20 protein-coding genes and 1 pseudogene are annotated in these 24,006 nt (G+C 60.7%); 8 read left to right on the forward strand and 13 right to left on the reverse strand.

The window, feature by feature from the left end; translation table 11 throughout:
• Both N005_RS16775 and N005_RS16780 read left to right on the forward strand, forming a co-directional pair.
• Positions 1–1,011: pseudogene (locus tag N005_RS16775) on the forward strand (colicin E3/pyocin S6 family cytotoxin); the annotation flags it as partial.
• Between the two features lie 7 nt (positions 1,012–1,018).
• A complete protein-coding gene (locus N005_RS16780; RefSeq protein WP_047702191.1) occupies positions 1,019–1,273 on the forward strand; it encodes a colicin E3-like toxin immunity protein in 255 nt (84 codons plus the stop codon).
• 185 nt (positions 1,274–1,458) lie between these two features.
• On the opposite strand, the gene N005_RS16785 is transcribed toward N005_RS16780, so the two are convergent.
• Positions 1,459–1,893, reverse strand: a complete 435-nt coding sequence (locus N005_RS16785) for a hypothetical protein (protein ID WP_047702192.1) — start codon at positions 1,891–1,893, stop codon at positions 1,459–1,461.
• Between the two features lie 408 nt (positions 1,894–2,301).
• Between N005_RS16785 and N005_RS16790 the strand changes: the two genes are divergently transcribed.
• Positions 2,302–3,387 (forward strand): sensor domain-containing diguanylate cyclase, encoded by a 1,086-nt coding sequence (locus N005_RS16790; protein ID WP_047702193.1) that lies wholly within the window; start codon positions 2,302–2,304, stop codon positions 3,385–3,387.
• Here the strand turns inward: N005_RS16790 and N005_RS16795 are convergent.
• The 5 genes from N005_RS16795 to N005_RS16815 all read right to left on the reverse strand — a co-directional run bounded on the left by N005_RS16795 (position 3,371) and on the right by N005_RS16815 (position 10,889).
• Positions 3,371–5,746: a TonB-dependent receptor gene (locus tag N005_RS16795; protein WP_047702194.1), complete on the reverse strand. Its 2,376-nt coding sequence runs from the start codon at positions 5,744–5,746 to the stop codon at positions 3,371–3,373. The genes N005_RS16790 and N005_RS16795 overlap by 17 nt on opposite strands.
• A 1-nt stretch (position 5,747) precedes the next feature.
• Positions 5,748–8,150, reverse strand: coding sequence for a hybrid sensor histidine kinase/response regulator (locus N005_RS16800; protein ID WP_052126405.1), 2,403 nt, complete (start codon positions 8,148–8,150; stop codon positions 5,748–5,750).
• On the reverse strand, positions 8,150–8,986 hold the full coding sequence (locus N005_RS16805) for a response regulator transcription factor (RefSeq protein WP_197678630.1): 837 nt from the start codon (positions 8,984–8,986) through the stop codon (positions 8,150–8,152). Before N005_RS16805 ends, N005_RS16800 begins: the two co-directional genes overlap by 1 nt.
• Positions 8,987–9,428: 442 nt before the next feature.
• Positions 9,429–10,466, reverse strand: a complete 1,038-nt coding sequence (locus N005_RS16810) for an SDR family oxidoreductase (RefSeq protein WP_047702195.1) — start codon at positions 10,464–10,466, stop codon at positions 9,429–9,431.
• A 3-nt stretch (positions 10,467–10,469) separates the two neighbouring features.
• Positions 10,470–10,889 (reverse strand): ester cyclase, encoded by a 420-nt coding sequence (locus tag N005_RS16815; RefSeq protein WP_047702196.1) that lies wholly within the window; start codon positions 10,887–10,889, stop codon positions 10,470–10,472.
• 116 nt (positions 10,890–11,005) lie between these two features.
• On the opposite strand from N005_RS16815, the gene N005_RS16820 reads away from it, so the two are divergent.
• Entirely contained in the window at positions 11,006–11,875 is an 870-nt protein-coding gene (locus N005_RS16820; protein WP_047702197.1) for a LysR family transcriptional regulator, read from the forward strand.
• A 47-nt stretch (positions 11,876–11,922) separates the two neighbouring features.
• Here N005_RS16820 and N005_RS16825 read toward each other — a convergent pair whose 3' ends face one another.
• The gene (locus N005_RS16825) at positions 11,923–12,561 is read right to left on the reverse strand and encodes a YopT-type cysteine protease domain-containing protein (RefSeq protein ID WP_047702198.1); all 639 of its coding nucleotides are present in this window, start codon (positions 12,559–12,561) and stop codon (positions 11,923–11,925) included.
• A 363-nt stretch (positions 12,562–12,924) separates the two neighbouring features.
• On the opposite strand from N005_RS16825, the gene N005_RS16830 reads away from it, so the two are divergent.
• The gene (locus N005_RS16830) at positions 12,925–14,325 is read left to right on the forward strand and encodes an RICIN domain-containing protein (protein ID WP_047702199.1); all 1,401 of its coding nucleotides are present in this window, start codon (positions 12,925–12,927) and stop codon (positions 14,323–14,325) included.
• Between the two features lie 69 nt (positions 14,326–14,394).
• On the opposite strand, the gene N005_RS16835 is transcribed toward N005_RS16830, so the two are convergent.
• From N005_RS16835 to N005_RS16855, 5 genes are all read right to left on the reverse strand, one after another.
• A complete protein-coding gene (locus N005_RS16835) occupies positions 14,395–15,144 on the reverse strand; it encodes a hypothetical protein (protein ID WP_052126406.1) in 750 nt (249 codons plus the stop codon).
• 142 nt (positions 15,145–15,286) lie between these two features.
• The gene (locus N005_RS16840; protein WP_047702200.1) at positions 15,287–15,832 is read right to left on the reverse strand and encodes a DUF4256 domain-containing protein; all 546 of its coding nucleotides are present in this window, start codon (positions 15,830–15,832) and stop codon (positions 15,287–15,289) included.
• 12 nt (positions 15,833–15,844) lie between these two features.
• Entirely contained in the window at positions 15,845–17,047 is a 1,203-nt protein-coding gene (locus tag N005_RS16845) for a hypothetical protein (protein WP_144402692.1), read from the reverse strand.
• A gap of 259 nt (positions 17,048–17,306) precedes the next feature.
• Positions 17,307–18,161, reverse strand: coding sequence for a MaoC family dehydratase (locus N005_RS16850; RefSeq protein ID WP_047702202.1), 855 nt, complete (start codon positions 18,159–18,161; stop codon positions 17,307–17,309).
• Between the two features lie 2 nt (positions 18,162–18,163).
• Positions 18,164–19,516, reverse strand: coding sequence for a 3-oxoacyl-ACP reductase (locus N005_RS16855; RefSeq protein ID WP_047702203.1), 1,353 nt, complete (start codon positions 19,514–19,516; stop codon positions 18,164–18,166).
• 147 nt (positions 19,517–19,663) lie between these two features.
• On the opposite strand from N005_RS16855, the gene N005_RS16860 reads away from it, so the two are divergent.
• Positions 19,664–20,941: an acetyl-CoA C-acetyltransferase gene (locus N005_RS16860; RefSeq protein WP_047702204.1), complete on the forward strand. Its 1,278-nt coding sequence runs from the start codon at positions 19,664–19,666 to the stop codon at positions 20,939–20,941.
• Here N005_RS16860 and N005_RS16865 read toward each other — a convergent pair.
• Positions 20,928–21,956 carry a bile acid:sodium symporter family protein gene (locus N005_RS16865; RefSeq protein WP_047702205.1) on the reverse strand — a complete coding sequence of 343 codons (1,029 nt, stop codon included), beginning with the start codon at positions 21,954–21,956 and terminating at the stop codon, positions 20,928–20,930. The genes N005_RS16860 and N005_RS16865 overlap by 14 nt on opposite strands.
• 79 nt (positions 21,957–22,035) lie before the next feature.
• Here N005_RS16865 and N005_RS16870 point away from each other — a divergent pair, with 79 nt between their 5' ends.
• Positions 22,036–22,827: an AraC family transcriptional regulator gene (locus N005_RS16870; protein WP_047702206.1), complete on the forward strand. Its 792-nt coding sequence runs from the start codon at positions 22,036–22,038 to the stop codon at positions 22,825–22,827.
• 225 nt (positions 22,828–23,052) lie between these two features.
• Positions 23,053–23,946: a PA4780 family RIO1-like protein kinase gene (locus tag N005_RS16875; RefSeq protein ID WP_047702207.1), complete on the forward strand. Its 894-nt coding sequence runs from the start codon at positions 23,053–23,055 to the stop codon at positions 23,944–23,946.
• The last annotated feature ends 60 nt before the right edge of the window (positions 23,947–24,006 follow it).

A 24,006-nucleotide genomic window follows, 5' to 3' on the forward strand; every position in this document is an offset into this window, starting at 1 on the left:
AAGAGCGGCAAGTTGCCCGACGGTGTCATTGATTACAGCAACCCCAACGGCTATGTGCCGGCTGACTTGGTCAGGCAGTACGGCGACCTGGTCTGGCTCGGCGGCAGACGGGCTGACGCATCGGGGACTGTGCCCCTCAAGCAGATTGGCGCCGGCACGATAACCGCGTCATTGGGCAGGCTTGCTCTCGGCGGCACCGCACTTGAAGCAACCGGGGCAACGGTCGGTGGCACCGTCGTCACGGGATTGTTAACCGGCATGATTGCCTTGCTCTGGCCTTCCAGCCTCGGTGATAGCTCGCTTTACTCCGAAGAACAGCTACGCAACCTGAAGCAGGCCCGCAGCCGCATGCGTCTGCAAATCGAGCAACAGACCGATGGCAGCCTCAAGGGTTATGGGTTCTATACCGGCCAGAACCGCGATTGGGAAATGGTCGACGTCGTTCACCTGGTTCCTCGCGCCGACCACTACGTCGCCGACTTGGGCGACGGCATCGAGCTGATCTGGACGCCAGCCGTCGATCCGTCCGACACCCTGGGTATTCCTGCCCTGGAAGCGGCGCCGCAGGCACCTCCCATCTGGATCTACCCGCCGACGCCGATGGCCGACAGCATCATCGTCGATCCGATCTATCCGCCGGAATACAGAGATTTCATTCTGGTGTTTCCGGCAGATTCGGGGGTTCGGCCGGTTTATGCGGTTCTGAGTGTTCGTAGAAAGGGCCTGGCCGAGGCCGGCCACGACTATCATCCGGCCCCGAAAACACAAGAAATAGTTGGTTTTCCTGACTTGAAGAGAGGAATCAAAAAGACACCCGTACAGGGAGGTGGAGGCCTACGACATCGCTGGCTTGATGCTAAGGGCAGAACAATCTATGAATGGGATTCCTCACACGGCGAATTGGAAGCCTATCGCTCAAGCGATGGAAGCCACCTAGGGGCATTCGATCATGTTACCGGCGAGCAGACAAAGGCCGCCCAAAAAAACCGTAATATCAAAAAGTATTTGTGAGGATTAAATGGGACTCAAACTACGACTGGAATGGTTCGACAAGCAAACTGAACACTACGAAGGAGAAGAGTACTCGAAAGATTTGGGCGAAAATGGCGCTGTCATTGAGGCCCTAGGAATTCCAATCGAAAACAATATAAATAATGGTGGCTTCAATGTTTCCCAAGAATGGATAAAAATTCTCCAACCTTATTTCCAGCATTCAATTGATTGGTCCACCTATGTCTACCAGATTTCCTTCGATTATCGAGATAGTTGGTAGCGGCAGAGAGAGTAACCAGTAAAGCCACCCTGCTTTGGCTACGCGATTTGGGGCCGCTACGCAGCCCCAGCGGGGCGGTGCGACGATTCGCTAAATTCCCTCGCCACAGATTGAGGAGACTTATTGGGCAACGGGTCGTAGCAAGCTGCCAAATGCTGTCTCCTGATGCTGCAATGCTGACCCTATTACTCCACATACCTCACATCAAACGACCCTCTGACAACTTGGCCTTCCGTATCAGCGAAAGAATAGACACCTTTGAAAAAGCTGAAGAATCTGCCGAACTCTATAGTGATTGTCCCGGTGTTGACCGAATGATGCTTCCCCTCTTTGTCGATGAAAACCCACCGTATAGAGGGACCATCAAAATCACCGGGATATTGAAACGTTTTCATGTCGCTACCCGCTTGTGCGGCCGGGAAGCCGATAAAAATCGCGGCGTCGTCTTTTTTTCCTCGCTTCCACGCTTTCAGCCCTCCTTGCAGAAATCCGCCGCTGGCGTTGTTGCCATCACTGTTGAACAACGTCGCATTGACCTCTGTAAAAGTTACCGAAGATGGCGTATTGACGATAATCGTTCCTACCATGCGGGCATCTGATTTTTTCTTGTTGGTTGTCATGTTTGAACCCTCAGTGCTGTGACTCAAGGCGCCAATAAGACAGCGCAAAGGGATATAAGCATCAGATATACCCATCGACTACTGTCAGAAGTAACAGCTAACAAGATCGTTTTAATGAGTTGGTTGCGAGTGATCTGCAAAAAAAGCAATAACCGTGGGAGCAAAGCTTGCTCGCGATGGCGGTAGTCAATCGGCAATAACGGCCTGCCGCCATCGCGAGCAAGCTTTGCTCCCACAGGTTTTGCAGCGTTTGATCCTGCTGTTTCTTTTGGCCGCCCGGCAAAATCTTTCGCTTTATCCCCTCCCGCAAAGCTCCCATCCGCTCCAGCAAAGTCGCCGCGCCCTCTCCCCCTCGATAATGCCCGCTTCGCTTGCAGTCCCCTTACCCGCCAACACCGTGTAACCCCCATGAACCTACGTACCTTCATCCGTAGTTATTGCTTCAAGTCCAGGCTCGCCACGAATGCGCTGGTCCGGCTGCACCGGGCGCTTTCGTTCATGGCCGGTTATCTGGCGCGGTTGGGCTTCGATTCCGAGCGGTGGCCGGTACCTCGTGAAGAGGCTGCCGCGGATAGACAGGCCAATGCCCTTTGCCCGGAGCTGGCCGCTACCGTGTTCAGCCATGCGCGGGAAGGGGCGATGCTGGTCGATCCCTTCGGGCGGGTCATCGGTGTGAACGAGGCGTTCACGCGCCTGACCGGTTACGGGCAAGAAGAGGTCAACGGCCGGGATTTGAATTCCCATCGCATGGTGCGGCGGCTCGCGGCGTTCTATGCGCCGATGAAGAACGCGCTGGATTTCCACGGGCACTGGTCCGGGGAAATCCAGAGCAGCCACAAGGACGGCCGGGAGATGACGTTGCGCATCAGCATCAGTGCCGTGCATGACCGGCACGGTAATGTCCGGCATTACGTGGCGCTGCTCAGCGACATGACGCAGATGAAGCAGCGCCTGCAATTGCTGGAGCGCGACGCCCGGTATGACGCGCTCACGCAATTGCCCAATCGGTTGCTGTTGGCCGAACGGATGCGCCAGGCATTGGGCAAGGCGCGTCTCCTTCAGCAGAAGGTGGCGATTGCGTTTATCGACCTCGACGGTTTCAAGGCCTTGAACGACAGTTATGGGCATGACTGGGGCGATCGGGTGCTGCAGATCGTCGCGGCGCGGATCAACGCGACGCTGCGTGAGAGCGACACGCTGGCGCGGCTCGGCGGTGATGAATTCATCGCGGGCTTGGTGGGGCTGCAGGAGGTGGAAGACAGCGAGCCATTGCTCAGGCGCATGCTGCAAGCGGCCAACGCGCCTCTTCTGATCGGAGCACAGACAGTGGAGATTTCCGCCAGTATCGGCGTGGCGTTTTTCCCAGAGCACGGTCAGGAGATCGACGCGCTGATCAGCAAGGCGGACCAGGCGATGTACCTGTCGAAAAAGGCCGGCGGCAACCGCCTGGCGTTTTGTCCGACCCGCTTCATTTCCTTCAATAACGAAACCTGAGGGTGGTGCCGACGGTTCTTTCGCTACCGAGCTGCACGCCGTAGTCACCGGCGCCCAGCAGTGAGTAGACGGCGGTGATATAGCGACGGTCGAAGACGTTGCGTACCCAACCTTCCACTTCCCACCCACGGTCCTGGCTGCGCAGCCCCAGGCGCAGGTTGGTGAGGCCATAGCTGGGTTGATAACTGCCTTCGCCACCTTCAAGGGTGCCGTAATAGCCAGTCCGAAAGCTGTAGTCGATGCCGCTGTAGGCTTCCAGCCCGTACGGCAGCGGATGGGTATGGTCCAGGCCGCTGCTGAGGTTCCATTCCGGCGCGTTGTAGAGGCGGTCGCCGCTGAGGTCACAGGTCCACTGGCCCGAGGCCGGCGGGCACGGTGCGTTGGGGAAGCTGCGATAGCGCGCGTCGCTCCAGGCCAGGCCCAGGCGTCCGGTGAGCCCGGCGGCCAGTTGCCAGGCCGAATCCAGCTCGATCCCACGCATGCGCACCTTGCCGACGTTGATCAGGTTGTCCCGCAGCGGTGGCGCAAACACGGACGTCGCCGGGCTGTAGGTGAGCGCCTGGTAGTTGTCGACGTCGGTCTGGTAGACGGCGACGTCGAGCAGCGCACGCTCATTCCAGAAGCGTGTTTTCAGGCCGACCTCCAGCGACGTCGCGCGCTCCGGCTCAAAGGTGGGTTCGGCGAACGGGCCGACCACGTCGAAGTTGATGCCGCCCGCCTTGTAGCCGCGCGACCAACTGACGTAGGCCATCACGGCATCGCTGAAGCGGTAGCTGGCGCTGAGCAGGCCGGAGACGTTGTCTTCCTCGATTGAGTCCTGGCGGTAATAGCCACGTCCGAGGGCGATGTCCCGCAGTAACTGGCCACCCGCCTGGAATGTCGGCGGCAGGCCGCCCAAGGAGGCGAGATTACTGACGTCGCGGGAGACCCAGCCGCTCTTGCGATCCTGGCTGTAGCGCAGGCCGCCGGTGAGCTCGAGGGGGTCGATGGGGCGCCAGGACACCTGGCCGAACACGGCCCGGCTGTCGCCCTTCTGCTGGCCGTCGTAATGTTGCCGGGCGCCTTCGAGTAACTGGGCCGGCACCTGTCGCGGATCGGTGAAGGTGATGCCATAGAGCTCCTGCAACTGCGTCAATTGGTCGCCGACAAACCAGGGCGCGGCGTCCTTGCCGAATTCGACGTCGATCTCGCGGTCGAGCTGCTGGTGCAGATAATAGAGCCCGGCGACATAGTCGATGGACGAGCCGGCCGTGCCGGACAGGCGCCACTCCTGGCTGAATTGCCGATGCCCCAGCTCGGTCTCGGACTGAGCCACCGACAAGGCTGTGCTGTCGCCGTCGCGGGTGGCGCGGTAGTCCCAGTCGCGGTAGGCGGTGATGCTGGTCAAGCGCATCGCCTCGTCCAGGTCCCAGTTCAACTCCAGGGAGATACCGTCCTGCAGGGTTTGCGGGTGCCCCGGCGCATCGACGCGCACTTCGCGTTGGTCAGGGTCGGAGGCAGGCAGCGGATAGCCGACGAACCGGGCCCGCTGACGCGTCTGCTGGCTGTAGTGATTGACCAACAGCACGTTGCCGGCCTCGTTCTGCCGGGCATGGTCCGCGATCAGCCGCGCACTGAAGACCGCATTCGGCGTCCACAGCAATTGCCCGCGCAGCCCTTGGCTGTCGGCGTCACCGAGGCGGGCGCCATCTTGCAGGTTCTCCACTTGCCCATCGACCGAGCGCTCGAAGACGTTCAGCCGCCCGGCCAGTACGTCATCGTGCAGCACCCCGGAAACCGTCCCGCGATATTCCCGTAGACCGTGCTCCCCGTAGCTGGCCTCCAGGTTGGCCTCGGGTTGGAACGTCGGTTGGCGGGTGATGATGTTCAGCGCACCCGCGGTGGTGTTCTTGCCGAACAAGGTGCCTTGCGGCCCACGCAGCACTTCGATGCGCTCGATGTCCATCAACTCGGTGAAAGCCATGCCCTGGCGCGCCTGATAGACGCCGTCGACGTAGGTGCCGACGCTGCCTTCCAGGCCGTCGTTGTAGGTCGTCGCACCGAACCCGCGCAGGCCGAAGCCGGCATAGCGGGCGTCATGCCCGGACACCACCAGACCGGGCACACGCTGCTGGATGTCTTGCAGCGTGTGCAGGCCGGCCTCGTCCAGTTGTTCGCCGTAGAGGACGTTGATCGGGATCGGCACGTGTTGCGGATCTTCCTCGCGGCGGCGAGCGGTCACCGTGGTTTCCTCAAGGATCAGGGGACCGGGCGACACAGCAGGCGTGGTCGGCGATGGCGCTTGCTCGGCACAGGCCCACGTCCAGGGCAATGCCGTCAGGCTGCCGAGCAAGAGCAGCCGGTAACGCCGACCGGGCATGCTATTGCTCCCGAGCCATCGAAGGACGCACCCTGTCCGAGTCAGTCAGTGCCTTGACCCACGCCAACAATTCACGGCTGTCGGCGGGCTTGAGCAGGACCGCATCGAAGGCCAGGTCCTCGGGATAGCCCTCCGGCCTGCGGGGCGGCACTGCCGAATAGAGCAGCACCGGGCAATCGTGCCCGTGCTCGCGCACGTGTCGCAGCAGTGCCCAGCCATCCATGCCGGGCATCATCTGGTCGCTGATCAACAGGTCGACCGGCTGCTGGGCCAGGCAGGCCAGCGCGTCTTCGCCGTTTACCGCGAGGCTCACGTCAAACCCGTAGCCGGCCAGCAGGTCGTACAGCCATTCGCCGTTCTGCTCGACATCGTCCACCAGCAGGACGTGCTGGCCTTGGCCATCGAACGGCTGGGCATGGTTATCGACGATGCCGTTTTCCAGCTCGTGTTCCTGGGCGCAGTTCAATTGCAGGCGAAAACCGAAGCGGCTGCCGCCCTGCTCTCCGGCTTGGAGTTCGAGCCGACTGCCCATGCGCTCCAGCAGTTGCGTGACGATGGACAAACCCAACCCGCTGCCTTCGTAGCGTTGCGCATTGCGACCGCGGCGGAACGGTTGCAGCAGTTGTTCGAATTCCTGTGGATCGATGCCGATGCCGCTGTCGATCACGCTGAAACGCAGTTCCACGCTGTCAGCGGTCGCCCCTGGAGCAGCGCCCACTTCGAAACGGATCCGGCCGTTACGGGTGAATTTCGCCGCGTTGGCCAACAGGTTCATCAGGACCTGCCGCAGCCGTTTGAAATCGGCCTCGACCAGCGCCGGCAAATCCGGCGCCAGAGCGGCTTCGAAGCGGTTGCCCTGACGCGCGGCGAGGAAGCCCGCCTCCTCTTCGATCTCTTTCAGGAAGCCGTACAAATAGCCGGGCGCGAGGGTCAGTTGCATCTGCTCCAACTCCCCCTGGGAGAACTCGAGCATTTCGTCGATCAGCTCCAGTTGCTGACGGGCGTTGCGTTCGATATGGGCCGGGTACTCGCGGTTCGGCCCCGCGTGCAGCAGACGCGAATAATCGATGATGCGCACCAGCGGCGAGCGCAGGTCATGGCTGATGCGGGCCATCAACGCACTGCGTGCCGCCAGGGATTCGCGCAACTGTGCCGTGCGCAACGCCACGGTGCTTTCCAGGCGCTCATGCTCGGCCTGGCGCTGCTGTTCGAGGCTGAACAGGGCGTGCTTTTCCCGATACCGGCTGCGGCTGACTTCCATGATCAACGTGCACACCAGCAACGCCACGCCCGGCAGGGTCGACGACAGGCTGTGCTTGCTTTGCGGCGACTGCCAGGGCAACTGTTCCTGGGGGAAGAAACACCGAATCAACAACTGTGACAGCAGCAGCCCCGGCACCAGCCACGCCATCCAGTTGTAAGTGAGTCGTCTGCGCCACGCCATGAATAGCGTGGCGAGGAGCGTACCGTAGAAACTCAAGAGCGATGCCTGGATCATCTGCGCGCCCTGGACCGGATCGACCTTCAACCACCAGATTCGGCCAAAGGCGCAACCCAACAGCGGCACCCAATAGCTCCAGCCAATGATCCTGGGCAGCCGGGCCACCTGTAGCAACACGCGCATGTACGCGAGAAACAGGACGAACGAGATCACGCTGATGCACGCCAGCAACTCACGGGTCCAACCGAGGGCCGCGGGCCAGTAGATCAGGTAGCCGTTCACGATGCAGGTCAGCAGGATATAGCTCAGTACCGCCCCCGCATTCACGCTCAGCAATCGGGACCGTAGGATCCCGCCGACAATCAGGCCGAACGGGACCACCAGCAGGACAATGCCCAGGGTCAGACCGTCGCTCAGGTACGTCTGTTGCTGGCTGCGCAGCAGCGCCGGTTCGGACCACAGCTGCGGCTCCAGCAACAGCTGGAAGTTGCTGGTCACCCGGACGAACAGCGTAGTGCTCTGCCCGGCCGCCAGCGTGACCGGGAACGCCGGTTGGCGCGCCGCCGGTTGCGGCCATTCGGCCAGGGGATGGGCGCTACCGGCCCGAGCCTCGCGCCAGTGTCCGTCGACGGGTTGATAGACGCGGATGTCCTCCAGGCGCGGCGCGCCGATCACCAGCAAACGCGAACAGGCCCTGGCGCTTGCGTTGGTGAGTTGCAGTTTCAACCAGAATGCCGAGCGGCTATAGCCTTGCGCCGGCCAATTCGAGGTCGCGGCGCTGAATCGCCCGTCGGGCAGTTGCGTGACGTCCTCCAGACTCAACCTGGCCTGGGGATCTTCGAAAACCTGCGTCGCGGGCATCACGTCCAGCTGTTCAGTCTGGCAGACGTCCATGGGCGCCGCGCGCAACAGGCCGGCGGACAACAGCGTCATCGCCAGCAGCAGAAATTGCAGGAGCCGCATCAGGCGCGCCCGGCCGACTCGGCATCGGCGCTGCCCAGGGTTTGCTGGCGAAACTGACTGGGGGTCATGCCAATGCGTTGGCGGAAGGCCGTGGTGAAGTTGCAGGCATTGCGAAAGCCGATCAATTCGGCGACGTCTTGCACGCTCATGGCGCTTTCGCTCAGCAGGGCCTGGCCACGACGCAACCGCGCATCGCGAATGTAGGCGAACACGGTCAGCCCAAGATGCTCGCGAAATATCCGGGAAAGGCGTTTTTCATGGGTGCCGACTTTTTGCGCCAGTTGCACCAGGGAAGGCACCTCGTCGAGGTGTTGCTCAATCCAGCGCATCGCCGCGCGCAGCACGATCTCGTCACCCTCCGGCTCCGGGTCCGCCGGGCTGTGCTGATGGGGCGGCGCACGCCAGGTCAATTGCAGGTGGATCTTGATTCGCGCCAGCACTTCCTCGGGGGCGCAGGATTTGGGGATGTAATCGACCGCGCCCACGGTCAACCCTTCCAGGCGTTCCAAGGTGCTGTTGGCTGAAGACAAGAAGAGAATCGGCGTCTGCCGAGTCGACGGTGCCTCACGCAGCAGCCGGCACAGGCTGAAACCGTCCATGTGCGGCATGTGTACATCCAGCACGATCAAGTCGGGACGCAATGCCAGGGCTCGCTGATAACCCTGGTGGGCATCGCTGGCCAGGGAAATACGCCAGGGTTGAGCCTTCAGCAGAATCAGCGTCGCACGGAGATCCTCCGGAACATCGTCGATCAGCAGAATATGCGGCAGCGAATCGGAAGACACCGTCGCGCCCCCAGCCACAGCCGCCCTCCTTTCGTCTCGTCCGTCGTCCATTCGCTGCGTTCTCTTATCGTGCTTTTGCCAACGTCATTGCCGAAAGGCAAAGGTAACGCAAAGACAATCGAGGGGTCGGTAAAAATCGTCATACCAATAGCGGCAGGTACGGGGAAGACTTGAAGAGGACAGATCGTCCGTGCCCTTTTCCCCGTTGGATACCGGTGCTGAAGCGCTCTCGCAGCGAGGCTAAGAGGGTAATCCAGTCAGTTAAGAATCAAACGGCGCAAAACCTGTGGGAGCAAAGCTTGCTCGCGATTGCGGTAAGTCAGTCAGCAGCAATGTTGACTGCTCTGTCGTTATCGCGAGCAAGCTTTGCTCCCACAGGTTTGTGGCTTAACTGACTGGCATTAGGCTAAGGGGGTGGCTTTTTTGGGGAGTTGGGGTTGGGGCTGCTGTGCAACCCAGCGGGGATGAATCCCCTCTCCACAGAGCGGCCCAGTTAAGCAGTGTTTACAGCATTGTGCTTTGCAAACCCACCATGCTCCCGATACCACGCCACCGTATCCGCAACGGTCACTTCCAGATCCCGGAAGCGCAGCCCCAGCGCCTGCTCGCTCTTGCGAGGGTCGAAACAGGTGCGATGCTCCTCGCGTATCACCAGCCGCAACGTCGCCAAGCTCAACAGGACCGGCTTGCCGGTCAGCCGGGCATAGATCTCCTGCACCGTCGCGAAGGCATATAGCAAGGGCAGCGGCAGTTGCCGCGAAGGGGTCTTGACGCCCGCGATCCGTCCCAGCACAGGCACCAACTGCCCCATGGTCATATGCCGGCCCGCCGCGAGGTAACGCTCGCCTCGCTGTCCCAGTTTGGCGGCGGCAATCAAGGCCCATGCCACGTCGCGAGCATCGACCACGGCAAAGCTGCCGGGGATCAACCCGGGCAACTTGCCATTTACGACGTCCTTGACCAGTTGCCCCGAAGACGTCGGGCCCATGTCGCCAGGGCCCCACATCCACCCGGGCAGAACCATGCAAGCGTGCATGTCGGGATAGGCGTCCAGGAAAGACAGCACGACACGGTCGGCGAGGATCTTGCTGCGGTAGTAGTCGTCCGCATCGACCTCGGCCCGCAGGCAGGTTTCGTCGATGGATGCGCCGGGCTCGCCGTCGAGCACGGCGATGGAAGAGGTGTGGATGAACCGGCGTATGCCCGCCTGATAGGCCTGATGAAGCAAGTCTCGGGTGCCGGTGACGTTGATCGCTTCGAGCTCCGCCCAGTGGCTGCCGCCTTTGTAGTTATCGCGAAAAAATGCCGCCGTGTGGAACACCGTATCGCAGCCTTGCAGAGAGGCGGCGAAGGTGTCGACATTGGCCATGTCGCCGACAATCAGGTCCACATCGGGCAGGTCGCGGAACTGTCGTTCGCCTTTGCTTCTGCAGCGCACCAGGGCTTTGACGGCGTAGCCACGCGCAACCAGCTCACGTACCAGGTTGTTGCCTAGCAAGCCGGTTGCGCCGGTTACAAACACGTTACGCATGGTTCACCCCTCTGCCTGTTCGGCGGACGGCAGCAGCACCGCGCTGTCGAAGAACACTTCTTCATGGGTGGCCAGCCCATCCTTGAAGATGAAGTGCGCCGCAAAGTGCACAGTGATGTGCCGACCATGGGGCGGTATCACCCGTTCCGGCAGCACCAGGGGGGCGGTGAAGGTGCCGGACAGTACGGCGACCAGCGCCAGTCGGTCCTCGGCGACCAGGAAGGGGCTGAAGGTTATTTCGGCGTCGGGCAGCGCTTCGAACAACGCGACTTCCCGTTTGCGCATGGCCTCGCGACCAATCTGAACGCCCGAACCATCGAGGAAGATGAAGTCCTCACTCACCAATGCAAGCATCGCCTCCACATCACGGCAATTGAAGGCTCTTGAGGCGCGTTCCGCGTAGTCGTTGGGGCCGGTGGTCATACAGTCCACTCCGTGGGTTTCGAAGGGCCGTAGATATACCGTTGGCGCCACTTTTGAAAAACAGCGACTGCTGCATAATGGTTTTGCACATATGCAAACCAGGGAAGACAGGACGCATGGCATTGCAAGCAAATTGGGACGATCTTCGACTGTTGTTGGCCGTTTCCCGGCGGGGCAGTTTTCTTCAGGCGGGGCAACTGTTGGGAATCGCGGCGTCCACGGTGTCCCGTCGCCTGACGCAATTGGAAAGCGCCTTGGGCGAGCCCCTCGTCGAGCGGGGCGTCGAAGGCTGTTGGCTGACCTCGCGGGGCCAGTCGCTGGTGGAAGTCGCCCTGGCCGCGGAAACCGGTTTGCGCCGACAAACCGTTGCGGGCCCATCCGGGCGCCAAGCCGTGCTCAGCGGCAGCGTGCTGGTCAGTGCTGGGGAAGGCTTCTCCTCCTCCGTATTGGAGGCCGCGAGCCGCTTCACTGCCCTGCACCCCAATTGTTCGGTGGAATTGCTGGTCACCGCCGAGTTCCACAAGGTCGTCCGGGGCGTGGCAGACATTGCGGTGCGCACCGCCCATCTGGGTGAACCATCACTGATTTACAAGCACATAGGCCGAGTCGCTTATGGCGTCTTCGCCGATGCGGACTATTTGAATCGCTCTCCGGCGCTCACCCCGGCCACGGCGGCCCATATCACCTTGCTTCCCCCGTTGGACATGTTGCCGCAACTGCGCGCGGCAAAGGCCGGCGGCCTGGAGCGCGTGCCGATCAGCGTGAACTCGTTCACCGCACAGCTCGAGGCGGTGCGGCGAGGCATGGGGGTGGCGGTATTGCCTCGGGTGTTGGCGCAGGATCTGATCGAGGTCTTTCCAGAGCTGCCTATTCCAGACTTGGAGGTCTATCTGGTGAGCCGGCCCCAGGCGCTGAAGCAGGCGCATATCAAATGTTTCTTCGAGATGTTGGAGCAGGTGTTGCTGGAAGGTGTGTCCTTGGATTGAGGACTTGAAGCCTCACGCGCCTGAGCTCAACTCTCGTCCATTTCCAATCAGTGAAAATCAGCTGCCCCCATGAAATCACCAAACCCATCGTCATCGTCGACGACCGCAAATTCCAGAAGGTAGCTCGCACTGACATGCCCGTTAGGCACGACGTAGCTCGCCAACAACCCATGCAGGTCGTTGCACAGGTCGGTTCTCGACTGATAGGCGCCGATACCGTAATTGGGATCGAAAAGCCTCCCCGTCTGGCCCGCGTCGAAGGACACCCCAATCGCATGACCACCGGCGCCTTCCGGGCCCCCGGAGAAGTAGAACGAGACGACGAAGTGGCGGGCGCCAGCTCTCTGGAGGATGTCGAGGACGATGTGACTGGCAACGCCGTCGACGTAGGCGGTCTCGCTGACAGTATTGCTTCCGATAATGTCCTCGGCGGTGGTAGCCAACGCCATGCGTACCTCATACATATGCATCGCACCGCTCAGTGCTTCCTGAGTCTCGGCAATAGCGGCCTTCCTTGACTGCAATGATTGGAAACAGTCAAACGGCGCACCGATCTTGACCCAGAGCGTACTGAAACCGAAGCACACGCCCAGGCCGTCGCCACCAAACCAGGGGATCGCCCCGCCGAACAGCGCACCCTGCCCTTGCCATCTTGTGCTCTGGTGCGCTCGAGGGAACGTGAACATGGGCTTCTCCGGGGAAGGCGACAAGGTTCTGTCAAAAGTAGACGAGGGCCCGCCTCGGCGCCATGAAAGCGCAGTCGAAAGCTGCGAGGCTGGAACGCTTCAATCCGTGCGCCTCGATTGGAGCCACATGACCGAAGGGTAAGCGGATTCAAACGTAGGTTGAATTTGCGTAAACAAGCCTCCTCAACTACGTTTCAAATCGAAGAAATCATTCGCTCCGAACAGCAATTCATTTACCCCGAGGCTTATCTAGATCAGGCATCGCGCAACAGCTCACTGGGTTAGATAGCGCCGCATTATCCAAAGGAACGGGTAGGTGTAAATCTGGTTGCATGGAATTTTTCACAACATGGAGTAGTTAAGATGACCTGGGGAAGAATGAAAGTCCGTAATGCCTGTCCATTCCCGGTAACCTTTTATGCGCTTGCCGGTCCTACGCTTGAACTGGCCGCCAATGACACACAAACGGCCCATGCTTGTTTGATCTGGTTTTCCACGAGAGTCAAAGGTCCCGGCGATGCTATCAATCTCAGCGATTGGGAGCAGTTTTCCGGCCAATACATCCAACAACTCGAAGGCGATGGAATCGACCCCTCGGATTGGGAGGACGGAGGAAGCGGAGCTGCGGCAGGCTCGATTCTAGGCTGGGCCGTTTCCCAGTTATCGGGGATCTTCAAGGTGAAGAACACGCAACCCGATGTCGACGCCTATTTCGGTGCTAAAAAAGAAGGGGTCTACGGCAGTTCCAATCTGGTTGTCTATGCCACCCTCGATCCAATCTACAAATTGGATCAGAGCCATAAGATCTGGTACCTGCACCTTGAGCATGACACAGGCCAAGTCACCCCTCCGTATAATTCCGAACCCATGTATATCAAGCCGAATCTGTCAGCCTACGCAGACACCATGTTTGTTCGTGCCTGCAATGCGTCCGGGTATCTGGCGGCGACTCGCGACAAAGAAGGCGTAGAAGTATTAGACCACTCCGAACCCTATAACCCATTGGAGTACCCTTCCTATTGGTCAATCCAGCCAGAACACGGCAACGACACCAGAGAAATCAAGATACTTAACGTCTACGCACAAAAATGGCTGACCGACTACTCGACCGCCAACAATAAGGTCGGTCTGTACCCGGTGGGCTATGCGGACTATGAGGATCAGCATTGGGACATTACGGAAATCGGTAAGAATCCGGAAGTGGTCACGATCAGAAACAGCGCCACCGGACTGAACCTGTTTATCAATAGCAGTGGAGGCATCGGTGTCTACAACCCGGACTATGCCGATCAGCACTTCACCATACAGACATTCACTGTCCACACCGAAAACATCCCTGATGGTGTGACCTTCAGGATCATGCATGCACAAACAGGAAAGTACATCACCATCACTGAAGCAGGGACCGCCCGACTCGACGACACCGACGCAAACAACCAACTGTTCTATATAAAAAATCTTGATGGCGACTTGAAGATATGCAACGTGGCGTACAACTCGTACCTCACCTTCTACTGGACTGAAAACAGCAGCGGATTGGGCACTTGCTCGATGAGCTACAACGCCTACGAACATAGCCCGGATCAGGTATGGGAGTTCAGCACTGACCCAGAGCTCGCCGGCGTGTATATCAAGAACAAACTGGGTATCCAGAAAGGCATGCCCAACCTTTACTATGACACTGGTGGAGTATTTGGTTTGTATTCTGGAAACTTCCAGGATCAACTTTGGGTATTCCAATTGGAAACGACAGATCCATCTTAATAAGCTTCTGATCCTGTCGTATTCAACTGCCATCGGGTAACACGCTATTTATGGTGTTCCCCGATACTCTCAATCCGTGACGAGGGAGCTTGCCCCTCGCCACGGATGAACCTGCACCCTGACCAACTGCCGCTTCCAGGCTTCATGAATGAGCTCCGGCCTGGCGGTAAAGCGTGACATGTGACGTATGCCAACCACCGGCACTCGAACACCGGCAATGGTCGCGGTGAAGCCGAACGTTGCGGTATGCGAGCCGGTGCAGATGTGGTCGATGACCTCGCCTTGGCCAAATGCTGCATAAAGAATGCTGGCAGCAGAAGGCGCCAGGAGTGAGTTGCTGTAGGCAACAATCAACTCCGGGCGACTCAGCCTCATGGTCGCCTCGGCAAAAAAACGCATGGATCGCTCGGCAAGCATCTGGTGACTGCCAAGCGCCGATGCCCTCGCCGCCCTGCCGATTGAGGCGGCATCCTTGGAGCACAGCAGCAAGGCGTTGGTGTAGAGGGTCTCGGCCTTGGTGAATCCCAGTTTGTCCGGCAGAGTGCTGAGCTGGTTCGCCAGGCGAGTACTTCCCCATTTCCCCTCTACGCCAAGCCCTACATTACAGACCTCGGGCTGTTGGAAGTCCCCTTCGATGGCGGAAACATTGGTGAAGCCCTTGTCGGCCTCAGAGCCATTGAACCCCATCACGATCAGCCTTTTCTGCTCTGGCGGCGCTGCCAGTACGTTGAACGCGCAGTCGTATGGGCGTGAGGCAAGAGGGCCCAGTCCGGTTTCGTTCAAGGTATTCAGGATCAAGTTCAGGGTTGCTTGGGGCATGTGGGAGTCCATCAATTGCCGGCGTGTCGTGGCTCAGGGGTGCGGCTGTTAGTTGGATCATCAGCTTACAAGCGTCTCTACCTCGATGTATCTAACCAGATCGCTATCGCGCCGCGAATAAGGTGAACCCACATTTGCCCCATCACACCTCCAGCACCCCACGAAACCCTCTCGCCGCGTAATACGACTGCACGCCGTTGTGGTACACGAACACCCGGCCATAACGCCGATCACCAAAGATCGCCCCCTCCAGCGAGCGAACGTCGGCGGGTGTTGCCAGCCAGCTGGACGTCTTCAGATCAAACGCCTCCAGCGCCTGCAACTCACGGTACTGCTCTTCCGTCAACAGGGCGACGCCCATCTCTGCGGCCAGCTCAAGCGCACTGCCCCGAGGCTTGTTTTCCTTGCGTGCATCGAGGGCGGCACGGTCGTAGCAGAGGCTTCTGCGGCCGGTCGGGGTTTCCCTGGCGCAATCGCAGAAGGTCACGCGCTCGGTGTGCTTGTCGTAGCCGATCACGTCCGGCTCGCCTCCGGTGGTTTCCATGGCTTGCAGGGCTTTCAGCGCCGCGGGGTCGCTTTCGAGCCGGGCCTGGACGTCAGGCCATTGAAGATCCGGGTGGCGATGAGGGTTTTGTTCGAAACGGGATTGCAGGGTGTGCAGGAGGTTGTCCTGTTCTTGTTTTTTCATGGTGTTAGCGTCCTAGAACCAGGTGCCGGTAAACACCTGGGCGTTGTGGAACTTCGAGTGTCCAGCCACCGCATTCGTGTATTGCTCGACCAGGTCATAGGTGCCCAAGTCGACCATTTCGATGTTATTGGGCGCCGTGATGGATTTGGTCATGGGCTGGATGACCAGGCCTCTCACCACAGGCGGGCCTGGGTTGATCAAGGCGTTCAGGATTTTCCTGACCATGGTGGTCTTGGCGAACACGTCCGTGGTCGAAGTGCTGGCGAGATTGCCGTTGGTGCCCAGCAAACCGACCAGGCAGTAGAAGACCCAGCACGGCGACATTTGCCAGCCATACTTGGCTTCGTTGAGCGACGCATCCACGCTGCCTTTGCACTCGACGATGATGTACTCATCCACCACGCCACTGATCAGGTTGCGCTTGACCCATATCTGGTCGATCCCATTGGTGCGGCCTGAAGAGGCTTTGCCGATCTTCATCTGGTACTCGTTGCCGAGAACGGTAATCAGCAGTTTGGCGGCGGCATATTCCCCACGGGTTTCGCTGGCGAAATGAATGGCGTTGGAGTTCTCCAGGTTCTGGAAGTGGTTCTGGATTCTGTTGCCTGATTTTCTGTCATTGACCGAGAACTTGTGGGAAATCCCACCATGGGTAAGCAACCAGCTATATAACTTCGCCTGCGCGGAGGGGTCCGAGCTGAGCAGGTTCCAGTAATTGAGCGCAATCGGATCGGGCACGGGCTGACACAGGGCGGCTCGGCGCTCGACGACCTGTTGGGCGGCATAGGTGGTGACAGGGTTGCTTGTCCCGAATACCTGCTCGACGTCGGGGTGATAGTAGCTGCCTTTGGTGAATTGCTTGTCCCGTGCGACAGCCTCCTTGATCTTCACGGCGTCCAGGGTGTCCAGCAGGACCAGTTGGTCGGCTCGGTCAGGATTGCCGTAATCCGAAGTGAGGCCATGCCTGTTGACGATTTGATTGACGACATGCCTCCATTCTTTTCCGGCGGTATCCACCTGGGTGATGCCCAGGCTGCCAATGGGCGTGAAGGGATAGCTGCCGGTCGTCAGGGTCAGTGGCTTGGAGTCGAATACGGTGTCGGGGGTGAAGAACAGGTTGGTTTTCCTGCCATCGCGCTTTTCCTTGGGAGCCAGCTCCATGATTTTTACATTCAATGGATCAGTCAGGCTGGTGTAATCATTAAGCTGATTCACAGGAATCCCTCCCAATGTATCCGGCGCGGATATTTCACTCTAGACAGGGGAATTCGGGACGTCCAGCCGGGGGAAGTGGCTGTGCGTCACCTGTCGGTATCGGGGTAACTGACAGGCCGCTATCGCGAGCAGGCTCGCTCCCACAGGGGGGGTGTGCCAGTCGCGGAGAGTTGTTCACTGAAGATCCAATGTGGGAGCGAGCTTGCTCGCGATGACGGCAGTCCATTAAACATGGATGCAGGCTGACCCACCGCCTGGCTCAGGCAATCGGACGCCAGCTCCCTGTCATGTGCTCCAGATCGCCCGATCCCACCAACTGCAAATCCCCACTGGACCCCGCCGCGCTCGCCAGCAGCGTCACTTCGCTGGGCAGGCGCACCGGCTTCTTGAAGGCCACCTCGATTTCGAGGTTGGCTTCGGGCAGGTGATCATCCAGTGCGGCCAGGGTCCGGGCTTTGTTCCACAGGCCATGGGCAATGGCAGTGGGGAAGCCGAACATTCGCGCACTGATGGCACTGAGGTGGATCGGGTTGTAGTCGCCGGACACCTTGGCGTATTGCCGGCCGATGTCGGCAGGGGCTGTCCAGCGCGTCACTTCGGTCAGCGCCGGAGTGGTCCGGGGTGGCGGCTCCACCAGCGCACCGTCAAGCTGCACGCCCTTGCAAAGCATCTCGCTCTCGGCCTCCCACAGCGGTCCCAGTTGATCCTCGATGCGGGTCACGAGGTTGAACACCGCCCCCTTGGGGTGGGCCTGCAGCTGTTCGACATTGACACTGGCCCGTACCTGGCTGACGCCGCCCATGGGACGGAGCACACGGATGCGGTTGCTCAGGTGGATCAACCCCAGCAGCGGAAATGGGAAGTCCCGGGCGGTGAGCAATTGCATCTGCAGGGCGAACGCCAGCACGTGGGGATAAGTCGGTGGCAGCAGGCCGTTGTCGACAAAACCACAGACCTTGCGATAAGCCGCCAGGCGCTGCTGATCCACTTGGAGCACCTGGCGCAACCCGGTCTCCGGCAAGGTCTTGCCGGTGATCTTGCGACGCGTCGCGGCCTTCGCATAGAGCCCGGACATGCCCGGCGCGCTACTGACTTCATGCCATTGGATCGTCATGCTCAGGCTCCCAGAAGGCTTTGTCCGCAGACCCGCAGCGCTTGCCCGGTGACCGCCCCCGTGCCCGGCTGCGCGAGCCAGGCCACGGCTTCGGCGACGTCCTGGGGCAAGCCGCCCTGGCCCAGGGAGCTCATGCGCCGTCCGGCTTCGCGCAGGGCGAAGGGGATTTCGGCGGTCATGCGGGTCTCGATGAAGCCTGGGGCCACGGCGTTGATGCTGATGCCTCGCGCCTGCAACAGCGGCGCCCAGGCCTGGGCCAGGCCGATCAACCCGGCCTTGCTCGCGGCATAGTTGGTCTGGCCGCGATTGCCGGCGATGCCGCTGATCGAAGCCAATAGAACCACCCGGCCATTGTCCCGCAGGGTGCCGCTGTCGAGCAGGGCCTTGGTCAGCACTTGCGGTGCGTTGAGGTTGACCGCCAGCACCGCGTCCCAGAACTCCGGTGTCATGTTGGCGAGGGTCTTGTCCCGGGTGATGCCAGCGTTATGCACGACGATGTCGACGCCGTCTGGCAGGTGTTCGATCAACTGGCTCGCGGCGTCTTCGGCGCAGATGTCCAGGGTCACGGCGCGCCCGCCCAGGCGTGCGGCGAGGGCGTCGAGATCGGCCTTGGCCTGGGGCACGTCCAGCAGGATCACGTTGGCGCCGTCACGGGCCAGGGTTTCGGCGATGGACGCGCCAATTCCGCGGGCCGCGCCGGTGACCAGCGCCTTGAGGCCGGTGAGCGGTCGCGTCCAGTCCTGGACCTGGGTCTGGCAGGCGTTCAGGCGAATGACCTGCCCGGAAATGAACGCGCTCTTGGGCGACAGGAAAAACCGCAGCGGGCCTTCCAACTGGGTTTCGGCGCCGTCACCGACATACAACAGTTGCAGCGTGCCGCCGTGGCGCAGTTCCTTGGCCAGCGAGCGACTGAACCCCTCCAACGCTCGCTGGGCACTGGCGGCGAAGGGATCGCTGAGGCTTTCCGGGGCGCGACCGAGGATGACCACATGGGCGCTGCGGTCGAGATTCTTCATCAGTGGCTGGAAAAACTCCCGCAGTTGCTTGAGCTGGTCGGCCTGGGCCAGATGGCTGGCGTCATACACCACGGCCTTGATTTTCGGGCCGTGGCCGGGGATCCACTCGGTGGCCAGGGTCGGTTCGGCGCCATAGACGAAAATCCCATCGGTCAGACGTTTGGCGAACGTGCCGATCGCTTCGATCAGCGGCCCGCCGCCCAGCAGCAGCGCACCCTCGATAGGCCGCAGCCGCCCGGCCTGCCAGCGTTCCAGACGTACCGGCGAGGGCAGGCCAAGGGCCCCGACCAGGCGCAGGCCAATGGGCGAATTGGCGAAGTCGATATAACGGTCAGACATGGAACGTACTCCGGCTGATGAGCTCCCAAGTGTGGACCATGATCGGCAATCAGTCGTTCGATTGGCGAGATAAAGCCTAAGCTTGTGCGCAAGCAGCATTTATTTTCGGGTCCGTCAGCGCATTCGAATCTACTCGGGGAGTTCTTCATGACACAGCTACGCCGCGTCGCGATCATCGGTGGTAACCGCATTCCCTTCGCCCGCTCCAACGGGCCTTATGCCACCGCCAGCAACCAGGCGATGCTGACGGCTGCCCTCGAGGGCCTGATCGAGCGCTACAACCTGCATGGCCTGCACATCGGCGAGGTGGCCGCCGGCGCGGTGCTCAAGCATTCCCGGGAGATGAACCTGAGCCGTGAGTGCGTGCTCGGCTCGCGGCTGTCGCCCACCACCCCGGCCTATGACGTGCAACAGGCCTGCGGCACGGGGTTGGAAACCGTGCTGCTGGTGGCCAACAAGATTGCCCTGGGCCAGATCGACAGCGCGATTGCCGGTGGCGTGGACACCACCTCGGACGCGCCCATCGCCGTCAACGAAGGACTGCGCCGGATCCTGCTGCAAGCCAATCGTGCCAAGACCACCGTCGAAAAACTCAAGGTATTCCTGCAACTGCGCCCCCAACACCTGGTCCCCGAACTGCCGCGCATCAACGAGCCGCGCACTGGCCTGAACATGGGGCAGCACTGCGAGTTGATGGCCCAGACCTGGCAGATTCCCCGGGCGGAACAGGACCAACTGGCCCTGGAAAGCCATCAGAAAATGGCAGCGTCCTACGCCGAAGGCTGGCAGAACGATCTGATGACCCCGTTTCTCGGCCTGACCCGGGACAACAACCTGCGCCCGGACCTGACCCTGGAAAAGCTCGCCTCGCTCAAACCGGCTTTCGAAAAAAGCGCCAAGGGCACGATGACCGCCGGCAACTCCACGCCACTGACCGACGGCGCTTCGTTGGTGTTGCTGGGCAGTGAGGAGTGGGCCAAGGCGCGGGGTTTGCCGATCCTGGCGTACCTGCGCGACGGCCAGACCGCGGCGGTGGATTTCGTCAATGGCGCCGAAGGGTTGTTGATGGCGCCGGTCTATGCCGTGCCCCGGCTGCTGGCGCGCAACGGGCTGACGCTGCAGGACTTCGATTACTACGAGATTCACGAGGCATTTGCCGCCCAGGTGCTATGCACGCTCAAGGCCTGGGAGGATGCGGACTACTGCAAGACCCGCCTGGGCCTCGACGCGCCACTGGGCGCCATAGATCGCAGTCGATTGAACGTGAAGGGCAGCTCCCTGGCCGCCGGCCACCCGTTTGCCGCCACGGGCGGACGCATTGTTGCCAACCTCGCCAAGTTGCTCGATGCCGCAGGGCGGGGCCGGGGGCTGATCTCCATCTGCGCGGCCGCCGGCCAGGGCGTGACGGCGATTATCGAGCGTTGAGCAGCGTCTCGTTCTGCCGGTTGACCAATGCCCGCTGACGGCTGGCGTAACGCTCGGCCAGGATCGAGCAGACGATCAACTGCATCGGGTGGTAGATCATGATCGGCAGCAGGATCAGCCCCAGGCCTGGGTTGTTGCCGAAGATCAGCGCCGCCATCGGCACCCCGGCGGCCAGGGATTTCTTGCTGGCGCAGAACACCGCGGCGATTTCATCGGCGTTGTTGAAACGCAGGGTTCGGGCGGTGCGGGTGGTCAGCCAGAGGATGATCGCCAGCAGCACGGCACTGCCGAACACCGCGCTGAGCAGCACGCCGTTGCCTTGCTGTTGCCAGATGCCGGACACCATGGAATTGCAGAACGCTGCGTAGACCAGCAGCAGGATCACCAGCTTGTCGATGATGCTGGTGTAGCGCTTGTAGCGGCCGAAAAAACCGGCCAGCCAGCGCCGCAGGAACTGCCCGAGTACCAGCGGCAGCAGCAACATCAGGCACAGGTCGAGCAGGGTCGAGCCCAGGTCGATACCGCCATCGCCGCGACCGACTACCAGACTGACCAGCAGCGGCGTCAGGAAAACCCCCAGCACGCTGGACAGGCTGGCGTTGAGAATCGCCGCCGGCACGTTACCCCCTGCACTGCCGGTGAGGGCTACCGAGGAGGAAATGGTCGAGGGCAGGGCGCACAGGTAAAAGAACCCCAGCATCAGCAGAGACGGCACATGACTGCCCAGCAGCTTGTTGCTGGCGAGCCAGATCAGGGGGAACACGCCGAAGGTAAACACCTGCACCATCAAATGCAGCCGGGTGTTCTTCAGGCCGTGCCGGATCTGCTCACCGGACAGGTTGACCCCGTGCAGGAAAAACACCACGAAGATGCCGATATTGACGACCCACTCGGCATGCATCGCGCCGCCGGTGGCGCCAAAGCCCGGGAAGAAATATGCCAGCAACGTGGCGAGCAACATGCCGCACAGGAACCAGTCGGTCACCATGCGCTTGAGGTGTCTGAAAATAGCCATAGGGCACCGCAGGTTGTCAGGGAAGATGAGTTAGCCTAACGTCGGTCCTGACAGTCGTCTTGCGACATAAGGCCAATCAATGCCGACTAACGGACAACAACAGCTCGAACGTCGTATTCCCGACCTGACGCAATTGCCCAGGCCGCTGTATGCCCGTGTCGAAAGCTTGAGCGCCGGTTCTTGGACCCAGGCCCATCGGCATGACTGGGTACAGTTTTCCTACGCCATCAGCGGCGTTCTCGGCGTGCACACCGCCGCCGGCAGTTTCTTCGCACCGCCGCAGTGGGGGATCTGGATCCCGGCCGACCTGGAGCATCAGGTCGTGACGTCGATGCGAGCGGAAATGCGCAGCCTCTATATCCACCGCGACAGCTGCCCATGGGCTGATGATCGCTGTCGGGTGCTGGAGGTCACGCCGCTGGCCCGGGAGTTGATCAAGGTATTTTGTCAGTGGCCGGCCGATTATCCACAGGGCGATACGCAGGAGGCACGGCTGGTGCAGGTATTGCTGGATCAGTTGGCGGTGCTGCCGGAAGTCGGCTTCTCCCTGCCGTTGCCACGCCATGACCGGCTGCTGGGGTTGTGTAACGAGCTGATCGAACAACCTGAGCGCAACGTTACCTTGCAAATGTGGGCCGAACGAATGGGCACATCGGAAAAAACCCTGATGCGCCTGTTCCAGCGCGAAACCGGCCTGAGCTTTCGTGCCTGGCGTCAGCGCATGCGGTTGCTGTCATCATTGAGATTGCTGGAGGACGGCGAGAGCGTGACCGCTGCGGCGTTGTCGTGTGGGTACGATTCCACGTCTGCTTTCATTGCGGCGTTCAAGGGGATGTTCGGGTGTACGCCTGGAGAGTTGTTCAAGCCCTGAACCCGCCCACCGGATTTCACTCCGACGTAAATTTTGTCGCAAATGCAAAGGCATCCGAACGCCGACGGCGTTGCGGCTGTCAGCTATGATTCGGCTTGGTCGATTATCGGCACAGTGTGTGCATCGAAGGTTCATAGGTCGGTAACCCCTCCCCGTGGAGGAAGGATTGCCGTATAACGGCTGTCATTCGCGTGTTTGGTCATAAAGGACCCAGAATAAAAGCTGATGAAGACTCCAAAACGCATTGAACCCCTGATCGAAGACGGTCTGGTCGACGAAGTGCTGCGCCCTCTCATGAGTGGTAAAGAAGCAGCTGTTTATGTGGTGCGCAGCGGCAATGAGCTGCGTTGCGCCAAGGTCTACAAGGAGGCGAACAAGCGAAGTTTTCGTCAGGCGGCCGAGTATCAGGAAGGCCGCAAGGTCCGCAACAGTCGCCAGGCCCGCGCCATGGCGAAAGGCTCGAAATTCGGGCGCAAGGAAGCCGAGGATGCCTGGCAGAACGCCGAAGTGGCGGCGCTGTTCCGCCTGGCCAACGCCGGTGTGCGGGTGCCCAAGCCGTACGACTTCCTCGAAGGAGTGCTGCTGATGGAACTGGTCGCCGACGAATATGGCGATGCGGCGCCGCGCCTGAACGATGTGGTGCTGGAGCCGGACCAGGCCCGTGAATACCACGCGTTCCTGATCTCCCAGATCGTGCTGATGTTGTGTACCGGTCTGGTGCACGGAGACCTGTCGGAGTTCAACGTGCTGCTCACACCGACAGGGCCGGTCATCATCGACCTGCCACAGGCCGTGGATGCGGCCGGTAACAACCATGCCTTCAGCATGCTGGAGCGGGACGTGGGCAACATGGCCTCCTACTTCGGCCGCTTTGCACCGGAGCTCAAGCGCACTCGGTATGCGAAGGAGATGTGGGCGCTGTATGAGTCGGGCACCTTGCATCCGGGCAGCGTATTGACCGGCGAGTTCGACGAGCCGGAAGAACTGGCGGATGTCGGCGGGATCATGCGCGAGATCGAGGCTGCTCGCCTCGACGAGGAACGTCGCCAGGCCGTACGCGCGGCGGACGACGCTCCCCCGGGCAAAACCGAAGAACCGCCTCCGCCCTGGATGCAATGACCCGAAACCCGGCCTTGGCCGGGTTTTTTGTGAGCTGATCTCGGGTGCCCCCATGCTCGC

It is taken from the genome of Pseudomonas mediterranea CFBP 5447, from assembly GCF_000774145.1.
GTDB lineage: Bacteria > Pseudomonadota > Gammaproteobacteria > Pseudomonadales > Pseudomonadaceae > Aquipseudomonas > Aquipseudomonas mediterranea.